General features: G+C 37.0%; 27 protein-coding genes and 1 other annotated feature. All 27 genes read right to left on the reverse strand.

Annotated elements, in window-relative coordinates; translation table 11 throughout:
* Positions 1-10: 10 nt before the first annotated feature.
* Positions 11-1,135 carry a Nif3-like dinuclear metal center hexameric protein gene (locus BV906_RS01485; RefSeq protein ID WP_087971696.1) on the reverse strand — a complete coding sequence of 375 codons (1,125 nt, stop codon included), beginning with the start codon at positions 1,133-1,135 and terminating at the stop codon, positions 11-13.
* Positions 1,113-1,841 carry a tRNA (adenine(22)-N(1))-methyltransferase gene (locus BV906_RS01490; RefSeq protein ID WP_087971697.1) on the reverse strand — a complete coding sequence of 243 codons (729 nt, stop codon included), beginning with the start codon at positions 1,839-1,841 and terminating at the stop codon, positions 1,113-1,115. Before BV906_RS01490 ends, BV906_RS01485 begins: the two co-directional genes overlap by 23 nt.
* A 311-nt stretch (positions 1,842-2,152) precedes the next feature.
* Complete coding sequence (gene cccA, locus BV906_RS01495; protein ID WP_087971698.1) at positions 2,153-2,536, reverse strand: cytochrome c550; 384 nt, start codon at positions 2,534-2,536, stop codon at positions 2,153-2,155.
* 83 nt (positions 2,537-2,619) lie between these two features.
* Positions 2,620-3,174, reverse strand: coding sequence for a hypothetical protein (locus BV906_RS01500; RefSeq protein ID WP_087971699.1), 555 nt, complete (start codon positions 3,172-3,174; stop codon positions 2,620-2,622).
* Positions 3,175-3,272: 98 nt separating this feature from the next.
* Entirely contained in the window at positions 3,273-4,388 is a 1,116-nt protein-coding gene (rpoD, locus tag BV906_RS01505) for an RNA polymerase sigma factor RpoD (protein WP_087971700.1), read from the reverse strand.
* Between the two features lie 27 nt (positions 4,389-4,415).
* The gene (gene dnaG, locus BV906_RS01510; RefSeq protein WP_087971701.1) at positions 4,416-6,230 is read right to left on the reverse strand and encodes a DNA primase; all 1,815 of its coding nucleotides are present in this window, start codon (positions 6,228-6,230) and stop codon (positions 4,416-4,418) included.
* 530 nt (positions 6,231-6,760) lie between these two features.
* On the reverse strand, positions 6,761-7,573 hold the full coding sequence (locus tag BV906_RS01515) for a pyruvate, water dikinase regulatory protein (protein ID WP_087971702.1): 813 nt from the start codon (positions 7,571-7,573) through the stop codon (positions 6,761-6,763).
* Between the two features lie 39 nt (positions 7,574-7,612).
* A complete protein-coding gene (gene ccpN, locus BV906_RS01520; protein ID WP_087971703.1) occupies positions 7,613-8,239 on the reverse strand; it encodes a transcriptional regulator CcpN in 627 nt (208 codons plus the stop codon).
* A gap of 89 nt (positions 8,240-8,328) precedes the next feature.
* A complete protein-coding gene (glyS, locus tag BV906_RS01525) occupies positions 8,329-10,416 on the reverse strand; it encodes a glycine--tRNA ligase subunit beta (RefSeq protein WP_087971704.1) in 2,088 nt (695 codons plus the stop codon).
* Positions 10,409-11,296 (reverse strand): glycine--tRNA ligase subunit alpha, encoded by an 888-nt coding sequence (gene glyQ, locus BV906_RS01530; RefSeq protein WP_087971705.1) that lies wholly within the window; start codon positions 11,294-11,296, stop codon positions 10,409-10,411. Before glyQ ends, glyS begins: the two co-directional genes overlap by 8 nt.
* 643 nt (positions 11,297-11,939) lie before the next feature.
* Positions 11,940-12,111 (reverse strand) — a binding site (T-box leader).
* A 61-nt stretch (positions 12,112-12,172) separates the two neighbouring features.
* Complete coding sequence (gene recO, locus BV906_RS01535) at positions 12,173-12,916, reverse strand: DNA repair protein RecO (protein WP_087972151.1); 744 nt, start codon at positions 12,914-12,916, stop codon at positions 12,173-12,175.
* 45 nt (positions 12,917-12,961) lie between these two features.
* On the reverse strand, positions 12,962-13,108 hold the full coding sequence (locus BV906_RS01540) for a YqzL family protein (RefSeq protein ID WP_087971706.1): 147 nt from the start codon (positions 13,106-13,108) through the stop codon (positions 12,962-12,964).
* Positions 13,109-13,203: 95 nt separating this feature from the next.
* The gene (gene era / locus BV906_RS01545) at positions 13,204-14,112 is read right to left on the reverse strand and encodes a GTPase Era (protein WP_087971707.1); all 909 of its coding nucleotides are present in this window, start codon (positions 14,110-14,112) and stop codon (positions 13,204-13,206) included.
* Between the two features lie 199 nt (positions 14,113-14,311).
* On the reverse strand, positions 14,312-14,674 hold the full coding sequence (locus BV906_RS01550) for a diacylglycerol kinase family protein (protein ID WP_245843792.1): 363 nt from the start codon (positions 14,672-14,674) through the stop codon (positions 14,312-14,314).
* Positions 14,664-15,128: an rRNA maturation RNase YbeY gene (gene ybeY, locus BV906_RS01555; RefSeq protein ID WP_087971709.1), complete on the reverse strand. Its 465-nt coding sequence runs from the start codon at positions 15,126-15,128 to the stop codon at positions 14,664-14,666. Before ybeY ends, BV906_RS01550 begins: the two co-directional genes overlap by 11 nt.
* Positions 15,129-17,264 carry an HD family phosphohydrolase gene (locus BV906_RS01560; RefSeq protein ID WP_087971710.1) on the reverse strand — a complete coding sequence of 712 codons (2,136 nt, stop codon included), beginning with the start codon at positions 17,262-17,264 and terminating at the stop codon, positions 15,129-15,131.
* A gap of 217 nt (positions 17,265-17,481) precedes the next feature.
* Positions 17,482-18,441, reverse strand: a complete 960-nt coding sequence (locus BV906_RS01565) for a PhoH family protein (RefSeq protein ID WP_087971711.1) — start codon at positions 18,439-18,441, stop codon at positions 17,482-17,484.
* Between the two features lie 2 nt (positions 18,442-18,443).
* A complete protein-coding gene (yqfD, locus tag BV906_RS01570; protein WP_087971712.1) occupies positions 18,444-19,673 on the reverse strand; it encodes a sporulation protein YqfD in 1,230 nt (409 codons plus the stop codon).
* 30 nt (positions 19,674-19,703) lie between these two features.
* Positions 19,704-19,985 (reverse strand): sporulation protein YqfC, encoded by a 282-nt coding sequence (yqfC, locus tag BV906_RS01575; protein WP_087971713.1) that lies wholly within the window; start codon positions 19,983-19,985, stop codon positions 19,704-19,706.
* A 143-nt stretch (positions 19,986-20,128) separates the two neighbouring features.
* On the reverse strand, positions 20,129-20,632 hold the full coding sequence (locus BV906_RS01580) for a hypothetical protein (protein ID WP_087971714.1): 504 nt from the start codon (positions 20,630-20,632) through the stop codon (positions 20,129-20,131).
* A 30-nt stretch (positions 20,633-20,662) separates the two neighbouring features.
* The gene (gene floA, locus BV906_RS01585) at positions 20,663-21,655 is read right to left on the reverse strand and encodes a flotillin-like protein FloA (RefSeq protein ID WP_087971715.1); all 993 of its coding nucleotides are present in this window, start codon (positions 21,653-21,655) and stop codon (positions 20,663-20,665) included.
* Positions 21,656-21,680: 25 nt separating this feature from the next.
* Entirely contained in the window at positions 21,681-23,027 is a 1,347-nt protein-coding gene (locus tag BV906_RS01590; RefSeq protein ID WP_245843834.1) for an NfeD family protein, read from the reverse strand.
* A 206-nt stretch (positions 23,028-23,233) separates the two neighbouring features.
* Positions 23,234-23,680 (reverse strand): GatB/YqeY domain-containing protein, encoded by a 447-nt coding sequence (locus BV906_RS01595; RefSeq protein WP_087971716.1) that lies wholly within the window; start codon positions 23,678-23,680, stop codon positions 23,234-23,236.
* 15 nt (positions 23,681-23,695) lie between these two features.
* Entirely contained in the window at positions 23,696-23,872 is a 177-nt protein-coding gene (rpsU, locus tag BV906_RS01600) for a 30S ribosomal protein S21 (protein WP_010650937.1), read from the reverse strand.
* A gap of 146 nt (positions 23,873-24,018) precedes the next feature.
* A complete protein-coding gene (deoC, locus tag BV906_RS01605; protein WP_087971717.1) occupies positions 24,019-24,690 on the reverse strand; it encodes a deoxyribose-phosphate aldolase in 672 nt (223 codons plus the stop codon).
* A 32-nt stretch (positions 24,691-24,722) separates the two neighbouring features.
* Positions 24,723-26,072 carry a tRNA (N(6)-L-threonylcarbamoyladenosine(37)-C(2))-methylthiotransferase MtaB gene (gene mtaB / locus BV906_RS01610; protein ID WP_087971718.1) on the reverse strand — a complete coding sequence of 450 codons (1,350 nt, stop codon included), beginning with the start codon at positions 26,070-26,072 and terminating at the stop codon, positions 24,723-24,725.
* Entirely contained in the window at positions 26,060-26,830 is a 771-nt protein-coding gene (locus tag BV906_RS01615) for a 16S rRNA (uracil(1498)-N(3))-methyltransferase (RefSeq protein ID WP_087971719.1), read from the reverse strand. The genes mtaB and BV906_RS01615 overlap by 13 nt, the downstream gene beginning before the upstream one ends.
* Positions 26,831-26,865 lie beyond the last annotated feature (35 nt).

A 26,865-nucleotide genomic window follows, 5' to 3' on the forward strand; every position in this document is an offset into this window, starting at 1 on the left:
CCTTTTTCAGTTACATGAATTTAAATGGTTCGGTATTCGAAGTGGAGATTAGTATTTCAACTTCTTTTTGTTCGATCTTAAGCTGTTGTTCTAGATATTCTTTTGTTCCTTTTTTCATCACTTTTTCAATGTAATGACCAGGATCGATAACAGAAAGTCCGATTTGTTCGGCTTCCTGCGCAATATGGAATGTCATATCTCCTGTAATGAAAGCATCAGCTCCATTTTGTTTAGCTGTTCGGATATATTTTTCTCCACTACCACCGAGTACAGCGATTTTCTTTATTTTTTTATTTAGATTACCTGTCACACGGAGAGCTGGTACATCCAGAACATTTTTAACATGTTCACATAATGATTTGAGATCCACCGGTTTTTCTAATGTACCGATGCGACCGATTCCATATTGTTTTCCTTCATTTTCAAGTGGATAGATATCGTAGGCTACTTCCTCATAAGGATGGGCTTCAATCATATGTTTGATAACGTTCTGAAGATTTGACTGTTGCACAATTGTTTCCATTTTAACTTCATTTACAAATTCGAGTTCATTCTCCGATCCAATATATGGATTCGTTCCTGGAAGTGGTTTGAATGTACCCTGACCTTTTGCCTGAAATGTACAGTGGCTGTAATTTCCGATATGTCCAGCACCACTCATACTTAAGGACTCCCTCATTTCATTTACATGTGACTCGGGGACATAAACTGCAATCTTATATAATTTTTCCTTCGTGCTCTCTAAAAGAATCTCGCTTGATTCTATACCAATTAGCTCACAAAGCATATCGTTTACGCCACCATCTGCTATATCCAGATTGGTGTGTGCGGCATAAACCGTAATTTCATTATTAAGCAATTTACGGATAATCTTTCCCTGGGCAGTCTCTATATTAACCTGTTTCATCGGTTTAAACAATAGAGGATGATGTGCGATAATCAGATTCACACCATTGTCGATTGCCTCGTCAACAACAGATTCCATGACATCAAGCGTAATCATTATCTTTTTTACCGGATTATTGTAGGAACCAACTTGTAATCCTACATTATCCCACTCATATGCCAAACTTTTTGGAGCCAATTTCTCGATCATACGAAAAATATCATAATTATTCAAGGTCTTGTTTTTCATTATGCAAAACCTCCTCCATCCAAGCTAATTCATTTTCATAAAGGGTTATTTTCGTTGAATCTGGTACACTCGCACTTTTCATTTGCCGAATAACGCTCGCCAACTTCTTATGTTCAAGTGTCCATTTTTTGTGAAATGCTGCTGACTTACTTTTCATTAATAGTGGGCCAAATAATAATTCCTTCTCCATATATTCATCGGAATATGGTTGTTTGGAACTGTCCTTGTCAGCAACAAGTATTTCATATATATGTTCATTTTCTTCCACTATCGCTTCATTCGTCAATACATAACCATTTTCTAAAAACCATCGTCTAATATTTCTAGCATCTACATTTGGTTGTGCAATAATTCGTTCGACGTTTAATAATTTTGATTTACCTTCCTCTAAAATCGCCTTAATTAAAGAACCACCCATACCAGCTATAACAATATGATTGACCTCATTTTCCTTTAATATTTCAAGACCGTTACCAAGTCTTACTTCAACTCGTTCCTTTAGATGATAGTTATCAATTGTAGATTTTGCACTTTCAAATGGACCTTTGTTAACTTCTCCAGCAATTGCCTTTGCAGTTGGATCAGAGAGGCATACATGGCAAGGCAAATAGGCATGGTCAGAACCAATATCAGCAAAATATGCGCTATTCGGGATATAGGAGGATACTTTTAATAATCGGTTTGAGAGTTTTAATTTATTAATCATTATGTTCTCCTTTTAGAATACTTCTCATAAAAAACATTAAGACAAATACAAGACCAAACTTTTTGGGATATGTTATCCTTTTTTAGCGCTAAATTAGAAAAGCTTTCTGTTTTAGCAGAAAGCTTAGTCTTTATTATACTTTATTAATGATTTAAGAAAATTCAAGAATTCACAGACTAAACTGCTACGTTAAGCGACTACTGGACTTCCCTCACTATAGCGCGATAAGTCAACATCGATTAATTGGCATGTTTTCTTTATCTCCGCTGGCTAAGTTAAAAGAATATCCATACGCGTTTCCGCTTTTATTCTTATTGTTTTTCGCTAAGCCACTCGGAAAGAGCTGTTAGTTCTTCTCCAGCAACTTGTGACTGTGCAGGCATTGCACCAACACCGTTTGTAATAATATCTGCAATTTCATCAGCAGATAATTTGGATCCAACTTGAGTTAAATCAGGACCAGCACCACCAGACAGATCTGCACCATGACATGCAGCACAGTTAGACTGATAAACAGCATCAGCATCTCCACCAGCTGTTTCGCCCTCTTGTGTCTCTTCGGTTTGTTCACCGCCGCCTTCAGCAGCCTGCTGTATATCCGTACGTTGACCTAAACCAACAACAGAAATAATCACTACTGCCAGTACTCCTAGAATTGCAATAATTGCGTATGGTACAACTGGGTTTTTTCTCATTATAGTTCCTCCTTATGTATTCCCTTTAATTAATAATAAAAGACTATATATAGTTTACTCGAACTTTGATGATTTTTAAAGGATTAAGCTATAAATTTATTAAAAATTATATATCCTATAGCAAAAATCAAAGATAAAATACTTACAATCTGCAAAAGTTTATTTTTTTCCGCGTAGCTTATTAACAGCCATAATAAAAGGTTCATCAAGATGACAATTGTATGAATTATAATACTTGTAGTTAAAAGACTGCTGAGTATTATTGATACTAAAAGTAATAGCAGTAATGACACAATCAAGGCTACGAGAACAAATTCATAACTATACTTGCGAAAATATAGATAGATCCAAATGGAGTAGAATAAAAAAACAATTAAAATACTGAGTTGCAAAAGTAAGTGAAATTCAGTAAAATAAACTACAAGCAATGAAAACGGTATCATAGCAAGCAATAAAATAAAATGGATAATGATAACTGGTGTCAGGCCATTCCGAGCATTAGAAACTTCTGCTTCGTCATATAATTCCTGACCATTCGTATAGAGTGCCAAAAGATAATCACAATATTTTTCAGGAAGTAATCGATGCTCTTTCCAGTATTTAATTTCTTTAACAATAACAGCAGTCCGATCATCCACTATGGTTATTCACCCCTATACAGGATGCAGTATTTTGTTGTAACATAAATGGAATAGGAAAGTCATTATCCACATCGTATGTGAACAATGACCACCAATCAGTCTAAAAAGTCTTTAAGTCGTTTGCTCCTGCTCGGATGTCTAAGTTTGCGAAGTGCTTTTGCTTCAATTTGGCGGATACGTTCTCTTGTAACACCGAATACTTTACCAACTTCTTCGAGTGTTCTTGTTCGTCCGTCATCTAATCCGAAACGAAGACGCAAAACATTTTCTTCACGATCTGTGAGAGTATCTAATACATCTTCTAACTGTTCTTTAAGCAATTCATATGCTGCATGGTCAGATGGTGAAACAGCTTCCTGGTCCTCGATAAAATCTCCTAGATGGGAATCATCTTCTTCCCCGATTGGAGTTTCTAGGGATACAGGTTCCTGAGCAATTTTTAAAATATCCCGCACTTTCTCAGGTGTGAGTTCCATCTCCTCACCGATTTCCTCTGGTGTAGGCTCGCGACCGAGATCCTGTAATAAGGATCGTTGGACTCGAATGAGTTTATTTATCGTTTCCACCATGTGCACAGGTATCCGGATTGTTCTAGCCTGGTCAGCAATTGCTCGTGTAATTGCCTGTCTAATCCACCACGTTGCATACGTACTAAATTTAAAACCTTTTCGGTAATCAAATTTTTCTACTGCTTTAATGAGACCCATATTTCCTTCCTGAATCAAATCGAGGAAAAGCATACCACGGCCAACATAGCGTTTTGCAATACTTACAACAAGGCGTAAATTAGCTTCAGCCAAACGGCGTTTAGCTTCCTCATCGCCATCTTCAATACGGGAAGCTAGTTCGATTTCTTCAGCAGCAGATAATAAATTTACTCGCCCAATTTCTTTTAAATACATGCGGACAGGATCATTTATTTTAATCCCTAGAGGAACACTTAAATCATTTAGGTTGACTTCTTCTTCTTTAGCAATCTTTTGCATATTGGGGTCATCTTCTGACTCACCTATCACTTCCACACCTTGCTCTTCCAGGTGCTCATAAAATTCATCCATTTGGTCGGATTCAATTTCAAAGTTGGATAAACGGTCTGCCACCTCTTCATAGGCTAATGTACCACGCTTCTTACCCATTTCAACCAATTTTTCTTTTGCCTGCTCAAGTGATAGTTCCGTTTCCTTTGTTTGTGAAGGCTTATTTTTGGCCATGAGTCCCCCTCCTTCCAGTCAAAATTATTAATTCGGATTTTTTAAATGCTTTTGAATCTCAATAATCTGCATTGCTATTTGTGCTGCTTTCAATGGATCGTTCTGCTGTTCAGCAAGTTTCTGTTGTTCTTTTAATGATTTTATATTTACTGAATCATTTGCTTTATTTAGGATAATTCGGATATAATCATTAATTTCCCTATCACTAATTTCATTCAGCACCGGCATCATTGCCACTTCTATAACTTGCTGCTTTAATCGGTCATCATTCAGCCTGTCAATAAATAAACTTATATCTGGCGAATGACCTTCCTCATAAAATGCATACAAGTGTGTCGCAATAATTTTATGATCATCCACATTAAATCCGGCACCCATTTCGTTCTGAACCTTATCTGTAATATACGAATCCTGAAGCATATAGGAGATAAGTTTTCTCTCTGCATTATAAAAAGCTGGAAACAACTTTTTATTACGCTTTGCGATTGTGTTCTTATTAGTATATCTGTTCTTTTGTTGATTATCCCTAGGTATGCCCTGTTTTTGCCTGTATTCATACATTTCGGAAGATAAAGCTTCAATAGAAATATTGTACTCATTGCTGAGTTCCCTTAAATAATATTCCCTTTCAATGGAACTCTCAATCATTGCAAGTTCTTTCAATATATTTTCTATATAGTTGATGCGATCTCCTTCATTTTTCAGATTAAAATCTTTTTTAAGGTATCGCATATAAAAACTCATATATGTTTCACTTGCTTTGATCACTTTGTCTTCAAATGCCTCTGATCCATATTTCTGAATAAAACTATCCGGGTCCATATCACTATCAAGTCTCGCCACTTTTATCGAACAGCCATTTTTACGTAGCAACTCTGCCGCTTTATATGTGGCCTCGAGACCCGCACGATCCCCGTCATAACATATAATTACAGTTTCTACATAACGATTCAAAAGCTTCGCCTGTGGCTCTGTCAGAGAAGTACCAAGTGTTGCCACTACATTTTTAACGCCTGCCTGGTATGCGGATATGACATCCATATATCCTTCAAACAATACGACTTCATTCACTTTACGTATATGTTTTTTTGCTAGGTCAAAGTTATACAGCAGCTTCCCCTTTTGAAATAATTCACTTTCTGGGCTATTTAAGTATTTTGGTTCTTGTTCCTTAATAGACCGGCCACCAAATGCAACTGTTTTCCCAATATGATTTCTAATTGGGAACATTACTCTACCCCTAAATCGATCTGTTACCTCCGTATCGTTTAGTTGAGATAAGATTCCGGCCTTAACAAGAAGCTGTTTTTGAAATCCCTTTTTAATCAGGAATTCTGCAACAAAATCCTTTACATTTGGTGCAAAACCTAATTGAAACGTTTCAATCGCATCATCGCCAATACCTCTTTCTTTCAGATATTTGTAACCTTCCTTTCCATCTTTCGTATACCGAAGTAGATGGTGATAAAGTTTGGTTAACCAACCATGGGCAGAAAGAATGCTTTGACTTTCCTGGGTAATGGACGATTCTTGTTTGATACCTGAGTCAGGTAGTGTTATGCCACTTTTGTCTGCCAGAAACTTTATAGCCTCATAAAAAGAAAAGCTTTCTATTTCCATCATAAAGGTCAATACGTTTCCGCCCTTGCCACAACCAAAGCAATGAAATATTTGCTTTTCCTGTGTAACTGAAAAGGAAGGTGTTTTTTCCCCATGAAATGGACATAAACCAAAATAGTTCCTTCCCTGCTTTTTTAAATGAACGTACTCACCAATAATGTCTACTATATCATTGGTCTTTCTTATTTCTTCAATAACCTCTTCAGGTATTTGATTGGACATAGTAACCACCATACTATACTTAATATTCGTGACTAATTGAAAAAATCCTTCAGGTTTCGACATTTTTTTCTCAAATGCCCAAAAAAATCACCCTCTATATGTTATGTCATTCTAAGAAGGCTATGAATACTGCATATTTAGTTACCATTGTACCTCTAGATAACGAATTATAAACCAACTTTTAGTAATCTTAACTTACCGCCAACCTCTAGTTGTAAGTCATCGTTGTACATATACTCATTTTTCTATAAAAGTTAACTTACTGAACAGTATAAATAGAAAAAAGGCAGTTATTTAAATCTCCATATTGCTTACTTCTACATAAACATACAAGAATCCTTCTTAATAATGAATGTTTTACTTTTCAGAATAGCCACACATTGCATTTTTATACTTATTTGTTAACGCAAAAATCTATTATAGTATATTTCTTTTAAAATATCTATCTAAATGATTGGATACTCTTGAAAAAGAAAACATTCTGCCAAGGCTAGAGCAGAACGTTTATTTTTGTAGGTTATTTTTCTAGCTTACATTTTCCTTTTTTGTTTCATACGCATAATTAGGTTAGCTGTTTCTTCTACTGCCTTATTGGAAACATCAATTACATGGCATCCAATTTTGTCAACAACTCCGTTAAAATACTCCAGTTCTTGTTCAATTCTTTCGATATTTGCATATGTTGCCTGGTCTCCAAGCCCGAGCGCTTTGAGTCTTTCTTTACGGATACCATTTAATTTATCTGCTGTAATCTTTAGCCCAATACATTTGGATGGATCAACAAGCATCAGTTCCTCCGGTGGATCTACTTCCGGTACAATCGGTACATTGGCTACTTTTATTCTCTTATGTGCTAAGTATTGTGATAATGGTGTTTTTGAAGTTCTGGAGACGCCAATTAAAACAATATCGGCCCTTGCAATTCCACGGGAATCTCTCCCATCATCATATTTTACAGCAAATTCAATCGCCTCGATTTTTTTGAAGTAGTCCTCATCTAATTTATGAATCAGACCTGCTTCAAGACGTGGTGAACGCTTGAATACGTGTTCCATCGTGTCTAATGTAGGTCCCAAGATATCTACTGCTTCTACATTCATTTCTTTTGATCTCTTGTTTAAGTAGTTTCTTAACTCAGGTTCTACTAATGTAAAACCAATCATGCCGTTTCTTTCCTTCGCGACTTGAAGAAAGTCGTCTATTGTTTCTTTATCTTCAACATATGGTACACGCTGAATTTTATAATCTCCATTTGTGAATTGGCTTAATCCAGCTTTCACTACGAGCTCGGCAGTTTCACCGACTGAATCAGATAAGACATATACTATTGGTTGATTACTCATTTATAAAACCCCTTCCATCCCCTAAATTTAAATTTAAATTTAAACCCGATCTTTCGTTAACTCTACCAGAACTTTTGTCATTGTCGTTTTAGTAATTCTGCCTATTATTTCAAGTCCTGCATCGGTATCTTTTACAACCGGCATACCGTCGATTTCTTTAGTAATTAACATATGGGCCGCATCTACCAATAAATCATCTCTACGGCATACCGCTATATTAGGCATTCGAGTCATAATAATATGAACAGGAACCAAATTTAAATCCGGTTGACCAATACTTGCACGCAATAAATCTTTACGAGATAGAACTCCAGTCAAACAGGATTTATCATCTACTACAAATAATGTCCCAACATCCTCCAAAAACATTGTTGATATGGCATCATAGACGGATACACTTTCTTTTATCGCAATTGGTACTTGCTGAAATTCATGTACTTTATACTTTCTGATTTTTTCCGCAAGCAATTCAGAACCAGTCTTACCTGTGAAAAAATAACCAACTCGCGGTCTTGCATCCAGAAAGCCAGACATTGTTAGGATTGCTAAATCAGGCCTGAGTGTTGCCCGTGTTAAATTTAATCGATTTGCTATATTTTCACCCGTAATTGGGCCATTTCCTTTAACTATTTCTATAATTTGTTGTTGCCTTTTTGATAATTCCACCTTTTCACCACCTAAAATATGTCATACTAAATGTTTAATAATGTTAATTATATAGTAAAAAGGGTGAATATGTTATACTTTTCGTTTTCTTACAAATGTTGTTTCCATTCAATTAACCTTAAGTCTGCAAACTCCTTGATTAAAGTAGATATGGCCTTTATTAACGCGAGGCGATTACTGCGTATTTGTTCATCATCTGCCATGACCATATTGTTATCAAAAAAGCTGTGAATCGGTTCTGCTAATGTATCTAAAGTAGCCAAAGCACCAGTTGCATTCTTATTATGGCTATTAGCATGGAAATCATCTTTAATTTGGTTGTATTGATTGAACACTTCCTTCTCCGACTCCGTGACAAGGTTCTTAGGGCTGATTGAATGATGATCTTCTGCTTTATCCGATAGATTAAGAACACGGACCAAAGCCTCCTGTACGGACTTATATGATTCGTCGTTTCGTTTCTCTGATAGAAGTTTTGCTTTCGAAACGGTATAGTCAAATCTTCCAATCTCCTGGTGAAGTACCGCATGAATAACATCTTGCTCTACATTTAACTCTTTAAGCAGGTAAGAAGCGCGATGCTGGAAGAATTCATTAAGTTCTTCATCTACTTTATTCTCGTTTTGCTGTTCTATATCTGTTTTCTGATACACTGAAATTACGATTGAAAGAATGTCTTCCAAGGAGATATCCCATTTTCTGTTTTTCATAATTCGTAAGATACCAGTAGCCTGTCTGCGCAGACCATAGGGATCCTGGGAACCCGTTGGTGTTAGCCCAACAGCAATACAACCGACAATCGTGTCCATCTTATCTGCAATGCTTATAATTGCTCCTATCAGTGTCTTTGGAAGATCTCCGTTCGCTTGTTTTGGTAAGTAATGTTCTCTAATCGCTTGTGCAACGCTTCGATCTTCACCAAAATTCACAGCATATTTTTCTCCAATTATACCTTGTAGTTCCGTAAATTCATTTACCATATTTGTCATTAAATCGAACTTGCTGATTTCCGCAGCTCGTAATGCCTTCTTCGTTTCACTTTCATTTAATTCTAACAAACGAGCAATGTTTTCAGTAATTGCTGTGATTCGTTTTACTTTCTCATTGATTGTTCCTAATTTCTCTTGGAATATAACCCGATCCAATTTTTCTTGATAAAAAGCAATCGATTGCTTTTTATCTTCTTCAAAGAAAAACTCCCCATCAGATAACCTCGCATGCAGCACTTTTTCATTTCCTCTTGCCACATTTGAAAGTTCATGTTTATTCCCATTTCTGACACCAATGAAGTGTGGTAGTAATTGATCCTCTTTGGAGACAACAGGAAAATAGCGTTGATGCTCCTTCATAGAGGTTATTAGGACTTCGGAAGGTAATTTGAGAAACCTTTCTTCAAAGGAACCCATAAAGACAGTAGGATATTCAACGAGATTTTTAACTTCTGCCAGTAATTCTAAATCTACAGGAATTTGGAAGTTATTCACTTCCTCCAGCTCATTTATACCTTTTAAAATTAATTCCTCCCGTTCTTTGGAATTAACAATTACAAAATTTGCAGCCAATGAAGATTCGTATTCAGAAGGTAATTCTAAGGTAATTTCGCTTCCTAGAAAACGATGACCATATGTCTTATTTCCTGTATGGACATTGGTAATTTCAAATGGAATGATTTCATTGCCATACAATGCTACCAACCAACGAATTGGTCTTGCATAGCGAAGTGTTTCCGATGCCCATCTCATGTTTTTACCAAATTGAATGGATTCTATAATATTTTTGAATTCCGGCAGCAGATCCTGTACAGGTTTCCCCTCAATATGCTTTTTCACAAATATATATGTTGTTCCTTTTACTTCCTTTGTATATATATCTTCCGTAGTCTGGCCGTGACCTCTAGTAAAACCAATAGCTGCTTTCGACCATTCACCGTTTTCATCTTTAGCAATCTTCACTGCTGGCCCTTTTGCTTCTTCCTCGATTGTCGTTTGGAATTCAGCCATATTATTAATCAAAACTGCCAAGCGTCTTGGTGTTGAAAATGTTGTGATGGAATCATAGGATATCCTAAGTTCCTTCAGCCAACTAGTCGTTTTATTCAGTAGTTGCTTCTCTGCATCATCAATAAACCTTGCAGGCAGTTCCTCAAGTCCAATTTCAAATAAAGCATCTTTAGCCATTTAATTCTCCTCCTTCTTGGAGCATTGGAAATCCTAGTTTCTCTCTTTCAGCAACATATGCTTTGGCAATACTCCTTGCCAAGTTACGAATACGTGAAATATATCCTGTTCGTTCTGTTACTGAAATAACGCCTTTTGCATCCAGTAGATTAAATGTATGTGAACATTTCAAGACATAATCATAGGCAGGAAAAACAAGACCTTTCTCCATCGTGGATCTAGCTTCCTGTTCATACATCGAAAATAATTGGAAAAGCATTTCTGTATTGGACTCTTCAAAAGTATATTTCGAATGCTCAAACTCTGGTTGATAAAATATGTCTCTAACCGTAACACCATTATTCCATTCCAACTCAAAAACATTTTCCTTATCTTGAATGTAAGAAGCAAGTCGTTCAATCCCGTAAGTTATCTCCGCAGTAACCGGATTTGCCTCAAGCCCACCAATTTGCTGGAAATAGGTAAATTGTGTTATCTCCATCCCATCCAGCCAAACTTCCCAACCGAGTCCAGCCGCCCCCAATGTCGGATTTTCCCAGTTGTCTTCCACAAAACGGATATCATGTGCAAGTGGGTCAATTCCTAATTTTATTAGAGATTCTAGGTATAGTTCCTGGATATTATCAGGGGATGGTTTCATAATTACTTGGAATTGGTGATGTTGGTATAGACGGTTTGGATTTTCACCATAGCGCCCGTCTGCTGGCCTTCTGGAAGGTTCTACATATGCTACATTCCACGGTTCCGGTCCAAGACTCCGCAGTAATGTCATTGGTGACATCGTACCCGCTCCCTTTTCCGTATCATAGGCTTGCATCAGCATACAATTTTGATCTGACCAGTGTTTTTGTAATGTTAAAATCATTTCCTGGATATTCATATCAAACTCTCCTTCTTTTCATTATCATTAATAAAGTTTTTTCTAAAAGGTTTATTGTTATTGCTACAAAACCTATAAACTGCGACGTAAGATAAGTATCTCATGCGACTGCTCTGGGAAATACACTGCGCGCATCCTAAGGCGGCTGGTGAGCTCCTTCATGCTGGCGCATTTCAGGGTCTCCCTATGCCTGTTTTCCCGTAGGAGTCTGCGTAATTTTCCAGAGCTAGTTAGAAGGTTGCTAAAATTACAACACTTGCAATAGCTGAAATAGCAGCACACAGCTCCACCAGTCCGGCATCGTTTGGGTGGTGACTCTTGCGGGAACGCACGTGTCCGAAGACCCAGCAGAGTGGTCTTCTCGGACGTGGCTTGAGGCCGTGCCCGGGAAAAGCATCCGCCCAAAACGATGCCGGACGGCGGGATCAAACGCATTATTATAGGAATCAATCAGAAGTTATGTCACAGTTTATCTCAACTCTGCAATACTTTAAAAGCAACAATTCTTTTCGGTTGGATGTGTAACCGCAGTCCCCAAATAGCAATCAAAAAGCCTAGTTGCATTTGTATTTATGTATACAGGGAAGTTTAATACAATCTATCTACAAAATAAAAACCGTCCCTATGTCTACGAGTAGATAGACATAGGGACGGTTTTCTACCGCGGTTCCACCCTACTTGCTCTGTTTAACAGAGCCGCTTTATGACGACTGCTCCAGAGCTCCTTTCCCAGAACTCCTATTATCCAGCTCACACCTCCCTGGACTCGCTATAAATAGAAATATATTGGTACTCTTCTCTATCATCACAGTTGATTATATAATTTTAAATATGTAAAAAATGATACTGTATCTCCTTGAATATGTCAATCTCTACCTATTTTAATTTATCCAATTGATCTAAAAACTTCCTTGACTTCAAATAAAAACCACCATATTGATCATAATAGTTATTCAATATTTGTCTCAGCAAGTTTTGGTTTTCAGGCTTCATTGAAATTGTTCCAATGCGCTCCAATCCAACCGATGAGAAAATATGGAGTAATTTAGCGAGTGAATCAGATAGTGTAATCGCCCTCTCATCCAGATGCTTGCATTTCGTACAAAGCATGCCACCTTCAGTTATAGAAAATGTAAATGGTAGGTTTAGATTACCACAATTGGTACAGCGATTTACGGTCGGCGCAAAACCACCTTTTTCAAATAGCTTCAATTCATACATGATAACCGGGATATCTGCCTCTTCATTTTCAGAAATCCATGTCATTGTTTGATGGAATTGATCAAAAAGATAGGGATCCGGAATTTTGGAATCAAGCAATTTATCTGTCAGTTCCGTAATATAGGCAGCATAAGAGGTTTTAATAATATCTTCTCTTATCGCTCGGAAGGAATCAATGATTTCACCCTGTTGTATCGTACTGAGACCAGTGTTCATATATACAAAAAATTGTGCGTAGATAAATGGCTGCGTTACAGCAGCCATTCTGCTTTTTGTCTTTTTCGCACCTCTCGCTATTGCTGTAAATTTACCGATGTTTTTACTGAAAATTGTTATAATCTTATGTGTTTCTCCATAATCCAGTGTTTTGATAACAATTCCGTTTATTTTTTCAAGCACACCGTTCACCTCTCTTCCCCAATAGGAGATGATACAGATCAACTATTATAATTTCGCATCCAGTGAAGCTATATTTTCAGATTCAGCTTGTCCATTCTCTTGTACAGATGTTGCATTTTCCAACTCTTTCATTAACAAATAGGTTTCAATGTTTCCTGTCTGACTAAAGACTTTCCATGTTAGATCGACCACAAGAAACCCCACCTTTCTTTCATTTTGTTTGAAAATGTAACTCACTATTTAGAGTGGCTCAAAGCTTCAATTTCATTAGTATAAAAAATTACCAACTAATATTCATCTTTACGGAAGCCATATTCACGCAGCTGATTTTCTTTATTACGCCAATCTTTTTTTACCTTTATCCACAGTTCCAGATATACTTTGGATCCAAGTAATGCTTCAATATCCTTCCGGGCATATCTGCCGATTCTTTTCAGCATACTGCCCTGTTTTCCGATTAAAATTCCCTTTTGTGTGCTTCTTTCCGTAACAATTATTGCTTGGATTAAGATCTTTTCTTGTTCTCTTTCTTCAATGTTTTCGATAACTACCGCAATGGAATGTGGAATCTCTTCCTTCGTCAAATGTAATACTTTTTCCCTTATTAGTTCTGAGATAACAAATCGTTCCGGGTGATCTGTGACCTGGTCAGCTGGGTAATACTGAGGACCTTCCTCTAAATGCCCTTTTAATACATCTAGTAAATGATCCACATTATTTCCTTCCAGTGCTGAAATCGGGATAATCTCTTCAAAATCATATTTTTCATTGTATTGTTCAATTAACTGGAATACTTCTTCCGGTTTGATAAGGTCAATTTTATTAATGATAAGGAAGACAGGGCTTTTCACCTTTTGCAATAAATCAATGATATATTGATCTCCTCTTCCGTATCCTTCCTTTGCATTAATCATAAATATCACTGCATCCACTTCGTTTAGTGTGTTCTCAGCAACATTAACCATAAAATCACCAAGGCGGTGTTTTGGCTTATGGATTCCTGGTGTATCAATAAACACCATTTGTGCATCATCTGTTGTAAGAACGCCTTGTATTTTATTTCGAGTTGTTTGAGCCTTATCACTCATAATCGCGATCTTTTGTCCAATAACACGATTCATAAATGTTGACTTCCCAACATTTGGTCTTCCGACAATTGTAATAAATCCTGATTTAAAATTCGTATTTGTATTCATGTTGTGTCCTCCGAGACGTTTTCTTTTATATTTTATATAATACTACAAATAATGCGTGCTTTCACTAAATCGACAAAACCTTTAAAAAGATTATCTTTTCTCCTAAAGTACCACATATATAAATGAAAACAAAAAAAGAAGTCTATTAAGACTAAACAAATTTATATATAAAATTAAAAAAAGCCCTAAATCAAAGGGCTTAGAGTATACTATCCAATTTTGGAAGGAAGATGAGGAGACCAACTATTAGTGCAATAATCGCTGTAATCAACACAACACCTGCAGCGACATCTTTTATTATTTTAGCAGATGGATGTATTTCAGGTTTTAAATAATCGATCATTTTTTCAATCACACTATTTATTAGTTCGGCCATGAGCACAAGACCAATAACTAGAACAATTATCGCCCATTCCATATTGGATAGATGAAAAGTAAACCCAGCTACTATTGCCAAAACAGCTGCAATGAGATGGATTCGAAAATTATATTCAGTTTTGTAAATTTCTTTTATACCATTCCAGGCATAGGAAAACCCAATTCTTCTTCGTTTATCTTTCAAGTCCAAACTCACCTAGAATTTCTTCCTGTCTCTTAAACATTTTTTTCTCATCTGTCTTATTCATATGGTCATACCCTAACAAATGAAGAAAGCCGTGAACCGTTAGGAATGCAAGTTCCCTTTCATACGTATGATCGTATTCAATGGCCTGTTCTTTTGCCTTATCGACAGAAATGACAATATCTCCGAGTATCATTGGAATATCATCGCCGACAATGTCCATTTCCCCCTCCACGGATTCCTGCATGGCAAAGGAGATAACATCTGTTGGGGAATCTTTTTGCCTGTAATTCCGATTAAGCTCCTGGATTTCTTTATTGTCCACGAAATTTACAGACATTTCTGCCTCACGAACGATTCCCTCTTTTTGAGCAGCAAAAATCAATAGCCTCTGTATGAGATCGACATAGTCGGTCTGTACAGAATTTGTCTTATCATGAAAGTCAATATGCATTCAATTTGCCTCCTTCATTGGATATTGTATTCTTGAATGGAAAATCCCTTTGAGAGATTTACATATGGCACCCTGAATTATCTTCAGTTCCTTTAATGTTAAAGGACTTTCATCCAATTGTCCATCAGAGACTTTATCTTTTACAATTGAAGCCACGATCTCTTCAATTTTTTCCTTCGTTGGTTCCTTTAAAGAACGGACGGCAGCTTCCACAGAATCACAAATACAAATAATGGCCGCTTCCTTCGTCTGTGGATTCGGGCCTGGATACCTGTAATCAGCTTCTCTCACATCTTCATTATTTTCTTTCTCCTTAAAGTAAAAGAATTTAACTAACGAGGTAGCATGATGCTGCTTAGCAATATCAATTATTTCTTCCGGTAATTTATGCTCCTTCAGCATTTCTGCACCATTATTTGCATGGCTGATGATAATTTCTGCACTTTCTTTTGGTTCTAGAAAATCATGCGGGTTTCTCATAGAAACTTGGTTTTCAATAAAATAATGTGGTTGAATGGTTTTACCAATATCATGATAGTAAGCACCCACTCTAGCCAACAAACCATTTGCACCAACTGCTTCACACGCTGTTTCACTTATATTTGCAACCATAACAGAATGGTGATAGGTTCCAGGTGCTTCTGTTAGGAGTTTTTTCATTAACGGCTGATTTGGGTTTGAGAGTTGCAGTAACTTAATATCGGTAAGAATGCCAAGTACTGTTTCAAAAACAGGAAGTAAGCCAATGGTTAGTACGGTAGCAAGGAATGCTGAAACAATACCGTAACTTGCATGTGTAATAAGGTCACTCCAGGAATATTTTTCAAACGAAAGAAATAGAAATAGTAATACAGTTAATATATTTACGATAGCTATTCCAGTACCACCTTTTAAAATTGCCAGTCTGTCTTTTGTATTCATTAAGAAAATAATTCCAGCCAGCTGTGACAATAGAAAATAAATCCCTACCTCCACATTCAATGCATCAGCAATCTGATTATTAAAGATAACGCTTCCTAATATAGAGTAAAGTGCTGCGAGTATGATGGCAGTCCTCTCATTTACTAATATTTTAATTAGCAAAACACCAGTAGCAATCGGTGTTGCAAAGAAAAGCTGATTTGCTTGTGTACTAAATAAGCTGATAATTTTCATTAGTGAAACGACGATAAGACAAGTTAAGAAAACAGCTATAATTTTGCCGGAATTCCAGTCGTTTTCTTTTGCTGTCCGATACATTTCCAAACCTATCAAACTACAAATTAAAATGATAAGAAGTGCAAGCCCAATTAAGGGAAAGATGTTTCTCTCTTCGTCCAGCAGTCCAACAAGTTCCAGCTGTTCATAGATTTCATTTGTGATTGGCTGCCCCTCTCTTACAATAACTTCACCAGCTCGAATCATTGCCGGATCGACGATCGTCGCAGCTTCCTTTCTTGCTTCAGATGTCTTTTCATAATCAAAGAAGGAATTTTCCGTAATAGCAAAGTCTGTAAGTTCATTCAATGGTTCTTTCAATGATTCTCCAAGATTAGAAAATTGGATTAGCTGTCTCATATTTGTTTTTGCCGTTTGCAGATTCTCTGTTCTTACACCATGATTCAGTGTTTCTTCTAAAGCTGTTATGTAATTATTTTTCGCTTTTTCTAAATCGTCTTGAGAAAAATTAAAAAATTTAATTAGCGTACTATCGTCTACAGAATTACTAATTTCTTCTGATAATATCTGTTTTAAATTTGTTACTTTCTCTTGATCTGTTAATGGGCCCTGTGCCGTATCTTCCGTTCTATCTGTGACCACCTGTTCTTCTTTCAGTTTGGTAACAGCAGCAAACAATTCTTTTATATAACTAATTTGTTCATTGGTTACTTCATTCGAAATATCATATCGATCCTGGACAGATTGAACGGTTTCCCGAGTTTTCCGTTTTGTTTCCTTTTCATTTTCTATCGTAATTGGTGAGCGTATTATTGCATTGGCATTACTAAATCGTTCAATATCATATGTCTCCGTATGTACATTGTTTAGCGTTATTAAAAAGAAAAAAATGCCTAGCAAAATAACAGGCAGCAATATAAAAATCCAACCATGTTTTTTCTTTAGAGATTTCATGCTGCTTCTTATTATGTCAATCATTCGCATCACCCCACTGTTAAACAGTTATACAGAAATAAGACCCTACTTACAGGGTCTTACTTCTTTTTTATTGGCTATTTTGAAAAGAATGTGACTGCGGGTTGCGGCTGTCCGAATTAACTTGTTTCCAATATTAGCGATTCAGATCAATAGTTACTTCGCAGTTTGCTTCACACCCCGAGGTTTATAAAGAAAGAACCATTGTGAATAAAGCTTTTTAATTTTCCAATTCATATGCTGCTATAATACGCTGGACCAACGGATGTCTTACAACATCTGTTTGGCTTAGATGAATAAAAGCTATGCCATCAACAGTATCTAGTAGCTGCTTTGCAACATGTAATCCGGATTTCACTCCTCTTGGAAGGTCAATTTGTGTAATATCTCCGGTAATTACCATTTTTGAACCAAAACCGAGTCGTGTAAGAAACATCTTCATTTGTGCTGGTGTTGTATTTTGGGCTTCATCCAAAATGACAAATGCATCGTCCAATGTTCTTCCACGCATATATGCAAGTGGTGCGATTTCAATCGTTTCGCGTTCAAGTAGACGTAATGTATGTTCCACACCGAGAACATCATGTAATGCATCGTACAGTGGGCGCAAATATGGATCTACCTTCTCTTTTAGATCACCTGGTAAAAAGCCAAGACTTTCTCCTGCTTCTACAGCAGGACGAGTAAGTATAATGCGCTTAACCAACCCATTTTTCAATGCATGAACCGCCATGACAACTGCCAAATAGGTTTTACCAGTACCCGCCGGTCCAATTCCAAAGACAAGGTCATTGGATTTAATAGCATTAATATAGTCCTTTTGTCCAAGCGTTTTGACGCGAATTGATTTTCCTTTTGCTGTTTTCGTAATTTCATCTTCAAAAAGAGTTTCCAATTGTTTAATTTTGCCCTTTTTCGCTAAGTCTACGGCATAAACAATGTCTCTTTCGGAAATGGTTTGTCCTTTTCGTATCACGGTTAATAATGTAAGCAGGATTTCCTGCACCAAAGAAATAGCTTCCTCAGAACCAGAAACGCTTACTGCTTCACCTCTGGATATAATAGAAACATCCAATTGTGATTCCAATTGTTTAATATGCTTATCATTTGTTCCAAATAGAGAAAGCGCTTCATTCGTACTTGTTAAATGCAAGTCAATTTCCGTTAGGCTACCTGACATAATCAATCTCCTTGATCTATAGGTTCTTGCTTTACTATATTTTCTTCTACCGAAAGATATAGATTTAATTTTACTTTACCATGGTCAACAGATTCATGCAAAACTTTTTCAGACAATATTTTGGCATCTGGGCCTAGTTTCTGCTTAAGTTCCAGGACTGCTTGTTCAATTCCCACTTCTATTGCCTCCTCTTTGGTCCTTTTTTCTTCCAGATACTCCTTCTCACTTAACACGGTTTTTACTATTGTTAGTGGCAGTTCCCATTTCAAAAAATTAATTTTATTTTCAGTCATTTCTCTGTGAATTTCATCATATTCTGGATCTCCAAATCCCCAAATCGGCAACTGGAAATCCCCAGTTTTCAAATACAATTTTCGTTCTTTATTTCCTGTAAGCTGCTCATAATTATACGCAAGTGGAATAGTCAACGAAACCTCATACCATGTATTTGCATTAATTTCTGCTTCTGCTGCGATTGGTGCAATCTTCACTTCTTCTTCTTCATCTTCATTTTCCTCTGAATCTGTTTCAGTTGTATTATTCAGATCACCTGAAACAAGGATATCGCCAGGTTCTACATAATCATTTATCGCTACCATTGGAGTCCCTTTTGAAACATATATTTTCGTAATAACGCCTTTTTTCGATGCAACCAGATTTCTCGGCTGTGCGGGGTCTGCTTCCTGTACAATAACTTTTTCAACACCTTCCAGATAGAAGGTTGTCCCTTTTTGATCTACACCTGCCCATAAAAGTTCGGGAATATCTTGGATTAATTTTTGTTGGATCTCAGTTGGAGTATCCAGAGAAAATAGCCATGCTCCAGGATGCACGCCATAAGCTGACAACTGGTTATCTATCTTTTCTTCAATATCTTTCGGAACACCTGTAATGCGGACTTCCCAAATAATATTCGATAATAGTAGAAAAAAAAGAATACTAATAAATAAACCCAGAAGTAATGGTCTCTTTTTCAAAAAACGGTTTAATAAAAAGGGATAACCATTTCTATCAGTAAAACTGACCTTATATATCGTTCTTCTTCTCACTTTTTTCATTTGCTTAATGTCAGATAAGCTTATATCTCCTACGCATAATTCCGCACTCTTCTTTTTTACATTCCAGACAGTTATACCTTCACTCGCACATTTTTGGAAAAACAATTCTGGAGAAGTACCTTTAACTAAAATAGTTACATATCCTGTCACTTTAGATCCTTGACTATACTTCATAGCATTATAGCATCCCCCTTATAATTCGATTCAATCGATTAATAATTTTACTTCTGAAATAGTTCCCTCAAGCATGATTTCCTTTGGTAACATCATTTTTAATACAAAAGAAGAACCTTTTATCTGGACATAACCTTTATTTATTTTCAATTTCAATTCATTATCAGAATAGGTTACCAACCCTTGATGATTCTCTATATAAAAGTGAATATGCCCAATAATGGTTATTCTGGGCATCTCGAGAATAACATCAGAAGGAAGAGAGAATTGTTCAATTAATAAGGAACGAAAACGTTGTTGCCAATTAGCCAATGATGATCCCCCCTCACATATATATTTATGAAAGGGATGGAAATATAAGAACATAATTTGGTATTTTCCTTTATGAAGCACTCCTAAAATAAAAAAGCCATCCAAGTAAAAGAATTAACTTTTACCTGAATGGCAATTTTCCATTATCTTATTCGACCTTGCAATACCGTTTTGAACGGTTTCTTTGCTCTTGGCGCTCCAAGGACCTCAGACATAATAATGCCGTTAACAAGCCCTTGTGCTCCCAAATTACTAGTTACTTGCTTTCTCAAACTTTCTTTCTTCATTGCTGAATTCTCTGTTTGTTCATTGAGACTGTTTCCTAAAGAATTCTGACCTGTCAGATTTTCTAGAGAATCAGTGATGGCACCGTTTTTACCCGCCAATCTTTCCATTTGGACCTTCTGCTGTTCTTCAATCGATGCAGTTGAGACAGTAGGCTTCGTCGGACGCTCTTTATAAACTTTACGTTCAGCTCTTGGTTGTTCCCTTCTTATAGGCGGTGTATTCGGAATTCTAACAGACTTAGGAGGAACTGGTTTGGTCGTTTCCTTTTTCTTTTCCTCACTGTCATTATTTCTAAAAAAGCCTATAAGCCCTGAAACAATAATAATGATGATAAATAGGTTATCAAAAATCCAATCCATCAGAATCCTCCTTTATCAAGATGATTATGATTAATTTTGATCATCTTCCTTGTTGTCTTTAGATAATTTACCAATTGTATCACGCATATCTGTATCTGCATCAATATTTTGGTAATTCATATAATCCATTACACCCATTTTACCGGTACGTAACGCTTCTGCAAGGGCGAGCGGTACATCTGCCTCTGCTTCCACAACTTTAGCACGCATTTCCTGAACACGCGCAAGCATTTCTTGCTCTTGTGCAACAGCCATTGCACGACGTTCTTCCGCTTTTGCTTGAGCAATATTTTTATCTGCTTCCGCTTGGTCAGTCTGCAGGATTGCACCAATATTTTTACCAATGTCTACATCTGCAATATCAATCGATAAGATTTCAAAAGCAGTACCAGCATCAAGACCTTTACTTAAAACATTTTGGGAAATAGAATCCGGGTTTTCTAAAACTTTCGAATGAGATTCTGAACTACCAATGGTACTTACAACACCTTCACCAACACGAGCGATAATTGTTTCTTCACCCGCACCACCGACAAGACGGTCAATATTAGCACGTACAGTAATCCTGGCCAATGCTTTTACCTCAATACCATCCATGGCAATACCAGCGATAAACGGTGTTTCTATGACTTTAGGGTTAACACTCATTTGAACTGCTTCCAATACATCACGACCAGCTAAATCGATCGCTGCACCACGTTCAAATGGAAGTTCAATATTAGCACGATGAGCGGCAATTAATGCATTTACTACTCTATCAACATTACCACCTGCTAAGTAATGGCTCTCTAATTGATTTGTTTTTACATTCAAACCTGCTTTATGTGCTTTAATAAGCGGGTTAATTACTCTATTTGGTACAACCCGACGCAGTCGCATACCAATTAATGTAAAGATACTAACTTTTACCCCAGCTGCTAAAGCACTAATCCATAGTGCTACAGGCACAAAGGTGAATAAAATTGCTAATGCAATTAAGATGACCGCAATAATGATAAGCGGCATAAGATCTGTTATCGACATTCAAATTCCTCCAATTTTTCATTTATTATTGTATTTCTCTTACAATCACACGCACACCTTCTACTTTGACCACTTTAATCAGTTGACTCTTTTCAATAAAACCGCCTTCAGACACAACATCAATTCGCTCGCTATCGAATAATCCAATACCCGATGGTCGAAGTGGGGTTACTGTTTTACCCTCCAGGCCAAGAAGTTCCAATCGATTCACAGAAGACACATACCCCTGCTCTGTTGTTGTGCGATCCTTTAGAATAATGTGGCGAAAAATACCCTTATCCAGTCCAATCCTTCTAAATAGAATGATGGCAGCAATCAATGTCACAAGAAATGCGATACCAATACTCATAGACATATGGCCGATATCATATCCTGACAGAAACAATGAAACAACGATTGCCCCAATCCCAAGAAAACCGAGTATACCTCCTGGAACAAACAACTCTGCGACAATCAAGATAATACCCAGTAAGAGTAATACAATAGCTTCCATACCGGCAAGACCTGCCACAATATGACCATAGAAGAATAATAGTAAAGATACAAGACCCATTATACCTGGTATACCAAATCCTGGTGAGTATAATTCAACGATAAGTCCAAGACTTGCAACCGATAGGAGAATAGGAATGACAACCGGATTGGTTAGAAACCGGGCAACCTCCTCGGCAATTGTTGGTTCTGTTTCAACTAAAGTAGCTTCTGACAAGCCAAGTTCGGATAAGAGCTCAACCCGATCATTAACAATTCCATCTGCATATCCGACATCCAGTGCATCAGATGGGCCTAATGTTAAAAATTCTCCCTCGGGTGCATCATATTCAGGAAGATTAATGCTGCTGTCTGCCATCGCTGCCGCATACAACGGATCCCTTCCAGTTGATTCTGCGGCACTTCGCATCTGTTCTAACCACGCTGATTGAGCCTTTTTATCTGCAGCAGTTCCATCAGAATTAATGATGCCACTTGCTCCCATTCTCGCATGCGGGTTAAAAAAGATATTATCGGAAAATAGTGCAATATATGACCCTGCAGATAGTGCTTCATTTACAATATAAGCTGTTGTCGGTATTTCTAAACTTTGTATCAGACTCCCTATCTGACCAGCAGAGTCAACTCTCCCACCAGGTGTGTCAATTTCAAAAACGATATGATCTGCACCATCTTCAATTGCTTCAGTAGTTGTTCGAGTTAAAAATGCTTCTAATCCTCGCTCAACTTCTCTTTCTATCGGTATAACATAAACGGTATTCCCTCTTCCTTCCTCTGTAGTGGCGGTACGTGCACTTATATCATCAGAGAAATTAAATAATGTCAGAAGGATGGCTGTAATCATTACTATGTATGTTGTAAACCGTTTACCCGACAAAATGTTTCACCTCCCTCTGCCCGTTACATACTTATACGAAAGAGACATGTAAATGGTTTCATATTTTTAGAAAAAGTGGTTGTTATAATTAGATAGTATCATAAAACACGAAGGTAGAGAAACCATGTAGTACACGTTTTGAAATAAACTTAGACCAGTGGTAAAGATAAAGGACTCCTGCCAACATTGACTGGAGTCCTTCATTTAACTTATTGTAATTTCTTTTGCACTACATTTTTTATTTGAGAGCCTTCTGCTTTGCCTTTTACTTTAGGCATTACAGCACCCATCACTTTCCCCATATCTTTCATTGATGTAGCATTAACTTCCTGAATCGTTGATTGAATGATTGCTGATAGTTCGTCTTCAGATAACTGCTCCGGTAAGTACTTTTGTAAAATGACCAATTCATTGTCAAGTTTATCAACTAAGTCTTCACGTCCAGCAGCTTTAAATTCCTGGAGGGAATCTTTTCTTTGTTTAACTTCTCTCGATAGAATGGTTAATTCTTCGTCCTCAGATAGAGTATCATTACCAAGCTTAATCAATTCATTCTGTATGGAAGCTTTCACCATGCGAATAACACTTAGGGTTTCTTTATCTTTGTTCTTCATCGCTTGCTTCATATCTTGATTCAGACGATCAAGTAACGTCATACGCTTGCACCCTCTTTAGAATTTACGCTTTCTAGCAGCCTCAGATTTCTTCTTACGTTTAACACTAGGTTTTTCATAGTGTTCACGCTTGCGATATTCCTGTAGTGTACCACTTTTTGACACACTGCGTTTAAAGCGACGAAGAGCATCCTCAAGAGACTCGTTTTTACGAACGCGAGTTGTATTTGACATGCTAATTTCCCTCCCTCCGAAGCACAAAACAAATTTATACAGGCATATATTACCTTTTCATGCCTTACTAAATTATAATATATTCCTTCATTTAGGTCAACGATTATTTCGCACATAATCGAATCTATTTTGATATGGTGATTTTCTTAATACTCGCCACTACCTTTATTTCCATTTAGAATATCGATCCCGGCACTTGCACCGATACGAGTTGCACCAGCTTCAATCATAGCATTTGTTGCTTCCAGGTCTCTTACTCCACCAGAAGCTTTTACACCCATAGCAGGGCCAACTGTTTCGCGCATTAATTTCACATCACTAAGCGTTGCACCGCCACCAGAAAAACCAGTGGATGTTTTCACAAAATCTGCATCTGCTTCTTTTGCCAGTTGACATGCACGAACCTTCTCATCATTCGTAAGTAAAGATGTTTCAATAATTACCTTGGTCAAAGCGCTATCCTTTGCTGCATTTACCACTGCTTGAATATCTTCTTTAACAAATTGATCATTGCCAGATTTCAGTTCTCCAACATTGATAACCATATCCACTTCCGTTGCACCATCCTGGATAGCCTGTTTTGTTTCAAAAACTTTAGATGCAGTACTTGTGGCACCTAATGGAAAACCAATGACTGTACAAACTTTTACCGACGTATCTTTCAACTGATCGAAGCAATATGCCACCCAATGCGGATTTACACAGACAGAAGCGAATTCATATTCCCTTGCTTCATCTACAATCTGTTTAATTTTTTCCTTCGTTGTATCAGGTTTTAATTGTGTGTGATCGATATACTTAGCCAATTCCTTACTCATGAGAATCTCCCTTCCTGTGTAGAGCAATTTATTTAATGAACTTTTTCTCCTGAATGTGTTGCATTATCCATAACTCTAACAAATGTCCCTTTGTTAAATGGATAACCGGATTCTGAAATTTTCACACGTACAATTTTTCCAATCATGTCCGCTGTTCCTTCAAATTGAACTTTCATATAATTATCTGTATAGCCAACAAGTAACTCAGGGTGATTCTTATCAACAATCCGTTCTTCAGGAATAACTTCAAGTACGTCGTTTTCATATTGGGAAGCATAAACCTTTGCAAGTTGATCTGATAATGTGATTAAACGGTGTACACGATCTTCCTTAACATGATCCTCCACTTGATTATCCATTCTGGCTGCAGGTGTTCCAGTTCTTCGCGAAAAAGGGAATACATGTAATTCAGAGTAACCAATTTCTTTAATGAATTCGTATGTTTCCATAAATTCTTCTTCTGTTTCACCAGGAAATCCTACAATTACATCGGAAGTGATTGCTAAGCCTGGCAATGCTTGTCTGATCTTATTAACTTTTTCTTTATAAAAACACGTAGAATATTTTCTTCGCATTCTTGAAAGTACAGTGTCGGAACCTGCTTGTAGTGGTATATGCAAATGCCTAACAATTTTCTTGGAATTGTCCAATACATCAATAACTTCATCTGTAATTTGACTTGCCTCAATCGAGGAAATACGAATGCGCTCCAAACCTTCCACTGTTTCCAGTTCTCTTAAAAGTTTAGCAAAATTGTAGTCTTTTAAATCTTCTCCATAACCAGCAGTATGAATACCTGTCAATACTAGTTCTTTATAACCTGCTTCCACTAACTTTTGCGCCTGTTCAATAACATTCTCGGGAGCTCGGGATCTTAGTAATCCACGGGACCATGGAATGATACAAAATGTACAAAAGTTATTACAGCCTTCTTGAATTTTCAACGATGCACGCGTGCGGTCTGTAAATACAGGAACATCCATTTCTTCAAACACACGATTTTTCATGATATTGGAAACACCGTTAACTGGTTCTTTTGTTTGTTTATGTTTATCGATATAGGTAAATATATTTTTACGATCCTGCGTTCCTACAACGACATCAACACCTGGAATCTCCATTATTTCTCCTGGAGATGTTTGTGCATAGCATCCCGTAACACATATCACGGCATTAGGGTTTTTTCGGATTGCACGTCTGATTGTCTGTCTGCTCTTTTTATCTCCCGAATTCGTGACGGTACATGTGTTAATAACATACACATCTGAATCATGATCGAAATCAACACGTTCATAGCCTTTATCCATGAACATACGCCATATACCTTCTGTTTCGTAATGATTAACCTTACAGCCCAATGTATGAAATGCTACTGTTGGCATCCATTACACCTCAATTCTTCAAAATGATAAGAAATACTTGCCAGGACATATAATGCAGCAGTTTCAGTTCTTAAGATTCTTGGCCCAAGCCGAACAGGTTGAAAACCATTTTCTTTAAGCTGTTCGGATTCTTTTTTCGAAAACCCACCCTCAGGACCTATACAAACCATAAGATTCTGACTTGGTAAAAGCTTATCTATAATCGTGCCAAAAAAATTTTGACTTTTAACTTTTGCTTCTTCTTCATATGCAAAAATGGCAACATCATATTTTTTACCTTCTTCTATCAATTCCTTAATTGACATCGATTTGTCAATAATTGGCACTTTGTTACGGTGACTTTGCTCACTGGCCTCTTTAACAATTTTTCGAAAACGCGTCATCTTTTTTATAAGTTTCTTATTATCCCATACTGCAACAGACCTTTCAGCTTGGAACGGAATAAAAGATGTTGCACCGAGCTCAGTCCCTTTTTGCAAAATCAATTCAAACTTATCACCCTTTGGTATTCCTTGGGCGATTGTAACGTTAATGGGAAGTTCTACTATTTCATTCAGCCATTCTTCCACAACCACATGTACACGATCTTCAGCAATTTCTGTAATACGGCATCGTGCAGCTTGTCCCTGGTCATTATTGCAAATGATTTGGTCACCGATTACGTTCCTCATGACACGGGTAATATGATGTACATCATCTCCAATGATTTGTACATCATTACCATTAAATTCAGAAGAGGAAATAAAATATCTTTGCAAATAAAGCACCCACTTTATTTTAAAATAGATTTAGT

Source organism: Oceanobacillus rekensis (genome assembly GCF_002153375.1).
Taxonomy (GTDB): Bacteria; Bacillota; Bacilli; order Bacillales; family Amphibacillaceae; genus Oceanobacillus; species Oceanobacillus rekensis.